Here is an 11,686-nt window from a genome sequence, read left to right on the forward strand (position 1 = left end):
CCGCTGGGAGTGACAGTGACTGGACGACTGACAGGCAAGGTGGCCTTCGTGACCGGCGCAGGGCGCGGCCAAGGCCGCAGTCACGCGGTGCGGATGGCCTCCGAAGGCGCCGACATCATCGCGGTCGACCTCTGCGAGGACATCCCGAGCAACGAGTACCCACTGGCGACCGACGCCGACCTCGCGGAGACTGCGAAGTTGGTCGAGTCCTACGACCGGCGGGTCATCACCCGCAAGGCGGATGTGCGCGAGCGTTCCCAGCTCGGCGAAGCGGTCGAGGCCGGAATCGCCGAGTTCGGACGGCTCGACATCGTCGTCGCCAACGCGGGAATCGCGCCGTTCGGCAAGCGGGCGTCGATCCAGGCGTACTTCGACACGATGGGAACCAACTACGTCGGGGTGCTCAATTCCGTCGAGGCGTCCCTTCCGCACATCGAGGACGGCGGCTCGATCATCTGCACCGGGTCGACCGCCGCACTGATGACGCACGGAACGAGTAACCCCGCGTTCGGCCCGGGCGGCGCTGGCTACACCACCTCGAAGCGGCACATCGCCCGCCTGGTACACGAGCTTGCGGCCCACCTGGCCGGGCGCCGGATCCGCGTCAATGCGATCCACCCCTACAACGTCAACACCGACATGCTGCACAGTGCTCCGATGTACCGAGCCTTCCGTCCGGACCTGGAGAACCCGACACGCGAGGAGGTCGAGCCGGTCCTGGCCAATACCTCGCCGATGGAGCTGAAGTGGCTGGAGCCCGGAGACGTCAGCGACACCGTGGTCTTCCTTGCCTGTGACGAGTCGCAATACATCACCGGTATGCAGTTCAAGATCGACGGTGGCCAGATGCTGCCGATGAGCAGCCCAGGGGTCGCGGACTGACCAGCCGCGGAGGCACGCGGGGTGCATGCCGATTGTCCGATGAGGACGGTCAGCATGCACCCCCGGGAGCCGCACTCGGGACGAAGCCCCACGAGACTCCGAGACTCGCCCGCGGATCGGTGACGATCCTCCGCTCGGTGCGACTCCGGAGTTGTACACCCTCGGCGGCTAGGTGGCACGCGACCTGATCGAGGTCCGCGACCTGGAACGTGACGGAGTGGTAGGTGTCCCGCGGGATACCCGGCGGCAGGTCGGCATAGGCGGGTGAGCCCCGGTCCGGAACTGCAAACTCGAACACGTCGTCCACCAGCTTCACGTAGACGCTGTCCACACCGCGATCATCGTCCCGCCCCTCGTGGATCACCGTGCCACCCAGCACGTCCGCGAAGAGCCGAACCAGGCGCTTCGGCTCCGCCGTGAGCACCGTGTGATGTGCGCACCGAACGATGCCGAGTGGATCATTCCGCACGGCCGCACTCTCGCTCCACGGCTTCAGCCGGTGATCGAGAAGAGACCCCGTGGACACGAACTGATAACGCTGGCCCGCGATCTCCGGCTCCAGCCAGAACATCGGTATCTTGCTGCGTCCCGCAGTGGGCAGCACTCCCTCGTGCACCAGAGCGTTGCGCTCGTCCACGACCGGGTAGCCGAGGTCTCGAATCCAGTCGAGCAGTTCCTCGATCCCGTCGACGTACCAGCCGAACCCGTTCAACTGCGGACGATCCGTCACCGGGTAGAACGGCACTCCGTCCCGCGTGTACGACCGGGGATCGATGGATGCCACCAGCAGGTCGGCGATCTGGGTGTAGGTCGTGTGATGGGTGGGATTGAGCGGATCCCCCGACGGGCCGAGCACATCGCCGAGTCGCGCACTGGTGCGACCGAACACCCGTGAGAACCATCGCTCGACGTACCCGACATCCGGGACCCGGATGTGGGCGTGGAACATCCGCCGGAGTGCGAACCCCGATCCCGCGGTCGAGCACAGGGTCTCGAGTTCATCAGACACCGCTGAACCCCTTCCGAATGCACTCCCCATCGGTCACCTAAAAGGGTACGATCAATTGGCACACTACCGCAACACTTCATCCACCCACGGGGACATTGATGAAATTGAGTGTACGCATCTATCCGCGGTTCGGGCCGCGTCTCGGCCAGCAGCGCGACAAGCGGTTCCTGCCGAGCATCGAACCCCTCGGTGAGCGCCGCCGCCAGGTCCACCGCGCCGCCCGAATCAACCCGCCCCTCGACGACCACCGCCGTGCCGTCCAGTGCGGCCCATACCTTCATCTCCAGGCAGACCGAGTCCTCCCGGCGGCCGTAGCCCGATCGGTCCGCCATGGGGCCCGTGCCACGACCCCGCCGACAGCCGCCCGGGGAGAGCCACCGGCTGCGGCGGTCCTGTTCTCCACGAACTAGACGGCTCAGCACCTCCCCCACGGAGCGCCGCGGCGCGGTCCCCGGGTGGTGTCATCGGCCTCCACACGCGCACGAGCGTGCGCCTTCTTCCTCACCGCCACACAGAAAGTTCCGACAATGGTGTCCTCAGACTTTCCTGTCGCAGCACCCCCGACGACCCGCCCCGTATGGTTGATCATCGCCGTGCTCATCGTGGCCGACATCGTCAGTTCGATCGAGTCGTCGATGATGCTCGTCGCTCTCCCCCGGCTGATCGAGGCTTTCGATGCGAACGCCGCCGACGTCAGCTGGGTGATCACTGCATTCCTACTGGTCGCCGCGGTATCCGCCGCGATCTGCGGCCGGCTCGGCGACATCTACGGCCGGCGCCGCCTGCTGATCATCCTGCTGCTCGTCTCGGTGATCGGCTCGATCGTGTCCATCGCGGGCGGGACGCTTGCCAGTGTCGTCATCGGACGCGCCATCCAGGGCGTCTCCGGCGGCATCCTGCCCCTGTGCTTCGGCCTCGCCCGCGAACACCTGCCGGCCAAGCGCGTCCCCACGGCGATCGCTCTCGTGGCCGCCACGGCGATGCTTGCGGCCGCCATCGGCGGCCTGATGAGCGGCATCATCATCGACAACCTGGACTGGCACTATCTCTTCGTCGCCGCCGGGGTCATCGCGATCGTCGCGGCCGCGGCCTGTCTTGCTCTGCCGAAGTCCACGATCGTGGCCCGCGTCGAACGCATCGACTACCCGGGCGCGGTGCTGTTCACGGCCGCCATCGCACTCATCCTGCTCGGCGTCACCAAGTCCGCCACCTGGACCTGGGCCGACGGCCGCACGGCCGGCTGCATCGTGGGCGGCATACTCGTGCTGGCCGCGTGGATCCGGTGGGAATTGCGGACCGACAGCCCGATGATCAACATCCGGATGTTCGCGCGCCGCACGCTCGCGATGAGCATGGCGGCCATGATGTCGGTGGCCTCCGGCCTTCTGGGCGGGGCGACCGTGGTCCTGCCGATGATCTACATCAACCCGACCGGCGCACCGGTCGGGTTGGGTCTCAGCGCCACCACCGCCGGGGCGATCGGAGCCGCAACCACAGTCATCGCCTTCGCCGCGGCGCCGATCAGCGGGCGCATCTCCGCAAGGGTCGGATCGCGCTGGGCACTGGTGGTCGGCACCGGCCTCGGGATCGCCGCAGCCGTCGGCATGGCCGCTCTGAACGCGACGGTCGTGGGCTTCGTGCTGGCCGCAATGGTGGCGCTGCTCGCGACGTCGTTCGTCTCGACGTCGCTGCCGAACCTGGTCGTCGAGGAGGTCCCCGCCGAGAACACCAGCGAGATGACCGGGGTGATCACCGTCGTCCGGCTCACCTTCACCGGGGTCGGTACCGCCATCGTGACCCTGCTGCTGAGCCTGTCGGTCGTCCCCGGCACGCAGTTCGCGACCACGACTGCCTTCAACTCGGTGTTCGCCTTCATCGGCGCCTGCTGCGTCGCCGGACTCGTCATCGCGCTCCTGATCCGGCCGCGTAGCCACCGCACATCCGCTGTGCCCGCACCTACCCCGGCAGTCGGCACAGAGGCTTGACCCGAGGATCCCCGGACGGCCGGACGAGCCCCTCCGCCTCACTCTCGGAGTGCCGGCGGAGGATGCTCGGCTCGGCAGGGAGTGAGCCGCCACCGGCCGGTGGCGGCTCACTCTCGATGGCGTTGGGGTAAGCGGTGGCGGACCACCCGGAGTATCGCCGTTCTCCACGAGCTCGCCCGGTGCAGAGCTGGAGTCTCCGGGCGCCCGATGAGCGGGGTCGCGAGCGTGGTGCCCCGTGGGTCGGCCCGGCGGATACTCGGTCACCCGGGCTGACGGCCTGTGCCCGCGGCCCGGACGACGATCGCCGGGTGGAAAATACCTCGCCGACCTACCGCCGATGCCGCGCGTGGGCCACCCGGCGCTCAGCCACCCGACACGCGCGGGCCGACGATGGCGATGCCGAGTACCGGCACGGCCTCAGAACGGCTCCGTCCGGCTGAAGGGCGACGCCGCGCCGGCGACCAGTTCGCGCAGCGTCGCGACCGGGACCGGAACTCCGGGGGTCTCGGCGAACCATGCCGCCCGATCCGCACCCGCCGGCATGATGCCACGGTAAGGATCACCGTAGGCAGGACTTCCCGGTTGGATGCACTGGCTGTCATCCAGTCCGCCAACGACCAGGGCGTCGAATCCGAGGCAGTCCAGCAACATCACGACGGACTCGACGGCGTCGGCCCTGTCCCCCGCCACCGGAAGTGCACTGCGTTCCGGGTCGCCGGTCGGGCGGGCCCGCCGAGGCAGTCGCCGGAAGTCGATCGTGTTGAGCGATTTGACGACCATCGCGCCGGAGAGCCGGCGCTGTACAAGCCTGCTGGAGGCCGTCTGTCCGTCGTCGAGTTCGGCGAACGGACCGTTCCAGTCCGGGTAGTAGTTCGTCGCGTCGACGACCGTCTTCCCGGCGAACGCGCTTTCCGGCAACGCGTCGATCCTGTGCAACGGCAATGTCACGATGACGATGTCGGACTCGGCCGCCACCTCGTCAACGGTACCGGCACGCGCCGAGGGGCCGAGCTCGCCGACGAGCGCGGCGAGCGTGTGCGGGCCCCGGGAGTTCGCCAGTCGGACCGCCATCCCGGCCGCCACGGCGAGCCGCGCGAGAGCGCTGCCGTGACGGCCGGTGCCGACGATCGCGAGCACCCCGGGATTCACGCGGAGACGAGGTCCTTGAGTCCCTGGTCGAACGTCGCCTGGACGGCACGGGTCAGCGCGTCGACGGCCTCGTCGCCGCACTGGAACGTCGCCGCCCAGGACAGCATGGCACCGCCGTCGGCAGCCGGAACGACCCGCAATTCGGCCTCGTAGTCCCACATCGGCCCGCCCTCCTCGAGCAGCATTCGATAGCGGACAAAGTCGGGACCGGAATCCACCAGCTGTTCGTACACCTGCGCCCCGGTCGCCAACGTGCAGAAGCGGGTGTCCGGCAGGGTCCCGTCCACGACCGTGTCGGCGACGTAGGTCGACCACCGGTGGATGCCGTAGTAGTCCGTGATGCGCTTCGCCAGCTCCTCGGGCGATCGGTCACTGGCGAGTTCCGCGCGAGCTTCGGGCATGACAACAACCTCGAGTTCCGTGGTCCGTGAGTGGGTCAGGCGAGTTTCCGATGAGAGAGGAAACTCGCGGTCCAGCCGTGGAGGTCGACCGGAATGTGGTAGCTCGACTCGTCGTTGATCGCCTTCCAGTTCGCAGCGATGTCCTCGACGGTCAGCCTGGTGCCACCCGTGTGCACCCATCCCTCCGTCTCTGCGATGAAGACCCGCGTGCACCGGCCCATACCGGCGGCGTACACCTCGCCGGAAACAGGACAGTTCTCGTGCGCAAGGTAGGCCACCATCGGCGACACGAGGTCCGGATCCATATCCGCAGGCGCGGGCGGCGCCTCGCCGTCCGGGTCCTTACCGGCGAGCCGGGTGACGGCGGCCGGCGCGATAAGGTTGATCTTGATGTCCTGCGTGCCCGCATTGACCTTGATCGCACGGGCCAGGCCGATCACGCCGGCCTTCGCGGTGGCGTAGGCGAGATTGTCCGGCGAGCCGAAAAGGCCGTGCGAGGTCGTGAACACGATCCGGCCGTAGCCTTGCTCCACGAAGTGCGGCCAGGCTGCATGCACCGTGTTGAACGAACCACGGACGTGGACACCGTAGACGCTGTCCAGCAGGGCCGCGTCCGCGTCCGCGATGCCCGCGAACCGCACGTTGCCCGCGTTGTTGACGAGCACGTCGATCCGGCCGAACTCCGTCACGGCGCGGTCGACGATCGCCTGTCCGCCCTCTGGGGTGGAGACATCGTTGCCGTCCGCGACGGCGGTTCCCCCCGCTGCGGTAATCTCGTCCACAACGGACCGGGCGGGTCCCGTGTCGGAGCCTTCCCCCAGAGTGTTGCCGCCGAGGTCGTTCACGACCACCTTCGCGCCTCGCAAGGCGAGCAGCAGAGCGTGTGCCCTGCCGATCCCGCGACCGGCGCCGGTGACCACCGCGACGCGCCCGTCGAAGTCGAACGTCTCCATGTGTGCTGCCTTTCGGGGTGTCAGTCGCGGTCGTCGCCGGGCAGCACCGCGGTGGTGAAGCCCCAGGGCACGCCGAGCGCCGTCGCCGGATCCACGACGAGCGTGTCGTCGGAACGAGCAGCGACCCGGACGCCCTGGCTGGCCAGGTGCCGCTCCACTTTCGCCAGATCGGCAACCTGGAAGGTGATGGCGTGGTACGTGTCCTGCGGTGCGCGGACGGACCAGTCCGTGTGGGCCGCGGTGCCCTCGTCCGGCACGGCGTACTCGAAGATCGAATCCGCCAGCCGTACCCACGTACACGTGGTGCCACGCACCTCGTCCCGACCCTCACCGATCACGGAGCCGCCCAACACGTCCACCACCAGTGTCAGGACGCGTTCGGGACGGTCGGTCAGCACGGTGTGGTGCGAGCCGCGCACGATCCCCAGCGGGTCGTCCGCGGAGAGCGCGGGGCGGGTCCAGCCCGGTTCGGTACGCGGGTCCAACGGCGACACACCGGGTGGTGGCGGCATGAACTCGTAGCGGATGCCCGTGTCTTCGGGGTGGCTGAAGAACAGCGGCATCGGCGCGCCCGCCGCGTGCGGCGGCTCGTCCCCCTCGGCAGGCTCGTCGAGCTGGCTCAGCAGTCTGATCCCACGGCCGCGCAGCTCGCCGAAGAGCTCGGTCATCCCCTCGACATACCAGCCCAGCGCTTTGAGATGCGGGGTCTTCACCGTCGGGTACCCCTGCTCGCCGTGCAGGATGTAGCGCCTGGGATCGATGGTGTCGAACAGGACGTCGTTGATCAGCGTGAATGTCGAGTAGTCCGGGCCCGAGTCCCGCTTGCCCTGCCACAGGATCGTCATCGGGGTGCTGTCCCGGCCGAACACGCTGCGGAAGAAGTCCTCGGCCGCTGCGAGGTCCGGGACGTGGTGACTGGGATGGAACATCATCGTGGCGCGGTAAGCGGGAGCGACGGTGTCTCTCGGATGCTGCGACATCGGCTGGGATCTCTCCTTCGACCGGTGGGATGACGACACGGGCCGGGTGCCGGACGATGTCCGGCACCCGGCCCGTGTCGTCATCCGAGAGTGGGGATGTTGAAACCCATCAGCTTCGCCATCGTGCCGCCGACGATCTGGGCCCGCTCCTCCGGGTCGACATCCTGGAACAAGTGGTCGACCGCCTCGTGGCTGCGCCGGAAGGTGCCCTCGGCGTGCGGGTAGTCCGAGCCCCAGATCAGCGTCGGGATACCGGTGATGTGGCGAGTCGCGACCGCCACCGGGTCGTCCTGGAACGACACGTGGATCTGCCGGCGAACGTACTCGCTGGGCCGCAGCGGGTACGGCCACTTGTCATTGACCTTGAACAGCCGGGCCATCTTGAACTGTTCCCCGGCGGGCAGTGTCTCGTCGTACTTGCCCACCCAGTAGTCGGGGTCCTGTCCGATACCGACCGTCCACGCCTTGTCCATCGCGCCCATGAGACCCGCGAGCCAGTTGGCGTTGAACTCGACCAGCGCGAAATGCAGGTCCGGGAAGCGATCGCAGACGCCACCGCCGACCAAAGAGACGAGAACCTGGCCCGGAGTCAAGGCTGCGTACATGCCCTGGCCGGTCATCCGGACGACCACGTCCTCCTCGGTCAGCTCCCGATGGGCCTGGTCCACCGCCATCATCATGCCCTGCATGTTGCGGCTGGCTTCCTGCTCCATCTCGATGCCGCCGCTGGCCACGTGGAACATGACGACGAGGCCGAGTGACTGGGCGGTCGCCCAGATGGGGTCGAACTCCCGACTGTGGTACGGCTTGTGCGGAGTCGCCGGCAGGAGAATCGCCCTGACTCCCCGGCTTGCGACACGCTCGATCTCGGCGACCGCGTCGGGAACGTCGGTGATAGGGATGACCGCGGACGGCTTGATCCGATCCGTCTGCTCGACGAAGTTCTCGATGACGTAGTCGTTGTAGACCTTGGCGTGGGCCAGAGACCACTCGTGGTCGTCGGTGTAGACCCACAGCAGAGTCAGGTTCGGGTGCATGACCTGACCGGTGATGCCGTCCAGATCCATGTCCTCCAGGATCCGGTTGACGTCACCGGTGTTGGGACTGCCGTCGAAGTGCTGGAACCGCGAGTAGGTCCAGCCCTCCATACCCGGGGCGTGGGCACGGCGGAAGAATCGTCGTCCGTCGTCGCCCAGGGGCTCGATCTCGAGGTCCTCCTCCCATACTGCGCGGTCACGCAGATGCTTCGGAAGCCGAGTCTTGAAAAGGTCGGTCGGCTCCATCACGTGGCCGTCGACCGACACGAGAATCTCGTCGCTCACTTGTCTCTCCCTTGCCATACGGCGCCGAACCGCAATCCCGCTTGTCGCAGAGATCTCATGAAATGTACGGCTGAGGACGGAATTCCACTGTCACGATGCGCTCCACGAACTGTCAACACACCGGTACCGGCAGGTGGAACGACACACGACGCGTCCCGAAGGGCGGGCCGGTCACCTTGACTCCGACGCCCGACGCACCGGACGCTGTCGGCATTTGGTCGCGCAATACGAGCCCGCCCACCACCTTCGGGTTCGGGTCCGGCGACCGGTGATGACCGATTCCGATGCCCGGCCATCAACGGCTGAGGGGACTGAAACACATGACCGAACTCCGCGATGTCGACTTCTTCCGCGACCCGAATTCCGTGGTATCGCCATATTCCTATATGGACGATCTGGTTCAGAACAGTCCGGTATGGATAGAACCGAACTACGGGGTCGCCATGGTCGCCGGCTACGACGAGGCGTTGACCGTGATGCGGGAGACCGAGACCTACTCTGCGGCACCGATGATCGCGGGGCCGACACCCGACTACGGCGTCGAGTTCACAGGCGACGACATCGACGAACAGCTCGACGCCGTGCGCCACCGACTTCCGTTCAACGACCAGATCGTGGCGATGGATCCCCCGCAGCACACCATGCGGCGCGCCCTCATCATGGGCCTGATCACCCCGAAGCGCCTCAAGGAAAACGAGGACTTCATATGGCAGCTGACCGACCGTCAGCTCGACGTCGTGCTGCCTCGCGGCGGGTGTGAGCTCGTCGACGACTACGCCCAGCCGTATGCGCTTCTCGTGGTCGCCGACCTGCTCGGCGTTCCCGAGGAGGACCATCCGATGCTGCTGGAGAAGGCCGGCGTCGCAGCGAACGGTTCCCTCACCGACACCACGAAGGAGCCGCCGAAGAAGCACGGCGGCCTCGAACATTTCTACGAGTACTTCACCGACCGGGTCGAGAGCCGCCGGCGCGAGCCCAAGGACGACGTCCTCGGCAGAATGGCCCACGCGACCTTCCCGGACGGCACGCTGCCCGAGCCACTCGAAGCAGCACGCATTGCCTCGAACCTCTTCGCGGCCGGCCAGGAGACCACGGTGCGCCTCCTGGCCACCGCGCTCCAGATCGTGGGCGACGACCAGGGCCTGCAGCAGAAGCTGAGGCAGGACAGAGGCCTGATTCCCAAGTTCATCGAGGAGGTCCTACGCTGGCAGGGCCCGATCAAGGGCAACATGCGCGTCGCCCGCAAGACCACCACCCTCGGCGGCGTCCACCTGAAGGCAGGCACGCAGGTTTTCGTCATGCACGGGGCCGCGGGGCGCGACCCACGGCAGTTCGACGACCCGCAGGGCTTCGACATCGAACGCCCGAACGTCCGGCGGCACATCGCCTTCGGTCACGGTATCCATACCTGTCCCGGTGCCCCCTTGGCGCGTTCCGAGGTACGGGTGACCCTCGAACGGCTTCTCGACCGCACGTCGGCGATCCGAATCTCCGAGGCACACCACGGACCCCCGGATGCACGGCGGTACGACTACCTGCCGTCCTACATGTTCCGCGGACTGACGAAGCTCCACCTCGAGTTCGACATGGAGGCCTGACACGTGGCTCGCAAGATCGACGTCGACCGAGACCTCTGCATGGGGTCGGGCCAGTGCGTCTTCTACGCCCCGCGCACCTTCGACCAGGACGAGACGACCGTCGCGATCGTCACGAACGCGGACGGGGATTCGTCGGTGAACATCCGCACCGCCGTCGAGGCCTGCCCCACACAGGCGCTCTCGTTCGACGAGGACGGCGATTGAGGTGACACCGCGCGGCACACACCGGGTGGTCATCGTCGGCGCCGGGCTCGGTGGGTTGCGTGTCGCCGAGCACCTTCGACGTCAGCGGTACACCGGCGCGATCACGCTTGTCGGGGACGAATCCGCGGAGCCCTACGACCGTCCTCCGCTCAGCAAGGCTGTGCTGGTCGGCACGATGACCGACACGACGCTCGCGAAGGACATCCCGTCGCTCGACCTCGACCTCCGACTGGGGACACGTGTCGAGACCGTCGATACCTCCGACAGGTCGGTCGTGCTGAGCAACGGTGACCGGATCGGCTACGACTCGCTCGTACTGGCCCCGGGCGCAGTGCCTCGACTGCCCGCGGGGGTCGGCGTCGGCGGCGGTGTCCACGTGCTGCGTACCATCGCGGACTCCCTCGGCATACGGGCGGCCATCGCAGACGGCCGCCGGCTCGTCGTGGTCGGCGCCGGGTTCATCGGCTGTGAGGTCGCCGCGAGCGCCCGCCGGGCCGGCGTCGACGTCGACCTGGTCGAGCGTTTATCCCTTCCCCTCGTCCAGGTGCTCGGCGAGGCGGGCGGTCGCCGAGCGGCAGAGCTGCACCGCGAACACGGCGTGCGGTTGCACCTCGGCACGGGCGCTACGCCCGTGACCGGACCGGACGGCGTCCGCGCCGTCCGGCTCGACGACGGGACCGAACTGGAGTGCCGGGACATCGTCTACGGGATCGGTGTCACGCCGGACGTGGAATGGTTGGCTCCCAGCGGTATCGCGTTGGACGACGGCATCCTGTGTGACTCGCTCGGCCGGACGTCGATCCCGGGCGTGTTCGCAGTCGGCGATGCCGCTCGTTGGTGGCACCCGTTACTCGGCGCGCACCGTCGGCTGGAGCACTGGATGTCGACGACCGGTCAGGCCGAGACCGTCGCCCACGCGATCACCGCGGGCGACGACATCGCCGTGCCGACGACGGTCCCCTTCTTCTGGAGCGACCAGTACGACGTCAAGATCCAGGGATTGGGCTTCGTCGACCCGAGCGACGATGTCCGAGAGCTGGAGGTCGACGGCAAGCCTGTCCTGGTCTACTCCCGCGACAACGTGCTGCGGGCGGTCGTCGGGTTCTCCGTCCCGACCGCGGTGCTGCCCCTGCGGAAGTCGATTATGTCCGGTGTGGACGTCGACGAGGTGGTCGCCCGGCTTACGGAGTGACCCGGCGTCAG

11 protein-coding genes are annotated in these 11,686 nt (G+C 67.6%); 5 read left to right on the forward strand and 6 right to left on the reverse strand.

Annotated features, from left to right (window positions below):
- Window positions 1-15 precede the first annotated feature (15 nt).
- Entirely contained in the window at window positions 16-882 is an 867-nt protein-coding gene (locus FB384_RS21905; RefSeq protein WP_183786702.1) for a mycofactocin-coupled SDR family oxidoreductase, read from the forward strand.
- A 49-nt stretch (window positions 883-931) separates the two neighbouring features.
- On the opposite strand, the gene FB384_RS21910 is transcribed toward FB384_RS21905, so the two are convergent.
- The gene (locus FB384_RS21910) at window positions 932-1,891 is read right to left on the reverse strand and encodes a VOC family protein (RefSeq protein WP_183786703.1); all 960 of its coding nucleotides are present in this window, start codon (window positions 1,889-1,891) and stop codon (window positions 932-934) included.
- A 527-nt stretch (window positions 1,892-2,418) separates the two neighbouring features.
- Between FB384_RS21910 and FB384_RS21915 the strand changes: the two genes are divergently transcribed.
- Window positions 2,419-3,876: an MFS transporter gene (locus tag FB384_RS21915; RefSeq protein ID WP_183786704.1), complete on the forward strand. Its 1,458-nt coding sequence runs from the start codon at window positions 2,419-2,421 to the stop codon at window positions 3,874-3,876.
- A gap of 417 nt (window positions 3,877-4,293) precedes the next feature.
- Here the strand turns inward: FB384_RS21915 and FB384_RS21920 are convergent, their stop codons facing one another.
- The 5 genes from FB384_RS21920 to FB384_RS21940 form a co-directional block, all read right to left on the reverse strand.
- Window positions 4,294-5,025 (reverse strand): NADPH-dependent F420 reductase, encoded by a 732-nt coding sequence (locus FB384_RS21920; RefSeq protein WP_183786705.1) that lies wholly within the window; start codon window positions 5,023-5,025, stop codon window positions 4,294-4,296.
- On the reverse strand, window positions 5,022-5,426 hold the full coding sequence (locus tag FB384_RS21925; protein ID WP_183786706.1) for an SRPBCC family protein: 405 nt from the start codon (window positions 5,424-5,426) through the stop codon (window positions 5,022-5,024). The genes FB384_RS21920 and FB384_RS21925 overlap by 4 nt, the downstream gene beginning before the upstream one ends.
- Window positions 5,427-5,461: 35 nt before the next feature.
- Complete coding sequence (locus tag FB384_RS21930; RefSeq protein ID WP_183786707.1) at window positions 5,462-6,379, reverse strand: SDR family NAD(P)-dependent oxidoreductase; 918 nt, start codon at window positions 6,377-6,379, stop codon at window positions 5,462-5,464.
- Between the two features lie 20 nt (window positions 6,380-6,399).
- Complete coding sequence (locus tag FB384_RS21935) at window positions 6,400-7,359, reverse strand: VOC family protein (RefSeq protein ID WP_228726581.1); 960 nt, start codon at window positions 7,357-7,359, stop codon at window positions 6,400-6,402.
- Between the two features lie 80 nt (window positions 7,360-7,439).
- Entirely contained in the window at window positions 7,440-8,681 is a 1,242-nt protein-coding gene (locus FB384_RS21940) for an amidohydrolase family protein (protein WP_183786708.1), read from the reverse strand.
- A gap of 320 nt (window positions 8,682-9,001) precedes the next feature.
- On the opposite strand from FB384_RS21940, the gene FB384_RS21945 reads away from it, so the two are divergent.
- Genes FB384_RS21945 through FB384_RS21955 form a run of 3 tightly spaced genes read left to right on the forward strand, consistent with a single transcriptional unit; the run spans window position 9,002 to window position 11,675 of the window.
- Window positions 9,002-10,279, forward strand: coding sequence for a cytochrome P450 (locus FB384_RS21945; RefSeq protein ID WP_183786709.1), 1,278 nt, complete (start codon window positions 9,002-9,004; stop codon window positions 10,277-10,279).
- 3 nt (window positions 10,280-10,282) lie between these two features.
- Window positions 10,283-10,483: a ferredoxin gene (locus tag FB384_RS21950; RefSeq protein ID WP_183786710.1), complete on the forward strand. Its 201-nt coding sequence runs from the start codon at window positions 10,283-10,285 to the stop codon at window positions 10,481-10,483.
- A gap of 1 nt (window position 10,484) precedes the next feature.
- Window positions 10,485-11,675, forward strand: a complete 1,191-nt coding sequence (locus tag FB384_RS21955) for an NAD(P)/FAD-dependent oxidoreductase (RefSeq protein WP_183786711.1) — start codon at window positions 10,485-10,487, stop codon at window positions 11,673-11,675.
- The last annotated feature ends 11 nt before the right edge of the window (window positions 11,676-11,686 follow it).

Origin of the sequence: Prauserella sediminis, assembly GCF_014195435.1 — a bacterium.
GTDB lineage: Bacteria > Actinomycetota > Actinomycetes > Mycobacteriales > Pseudonocardiaceae > Prauserella > Prauserella salsuginis.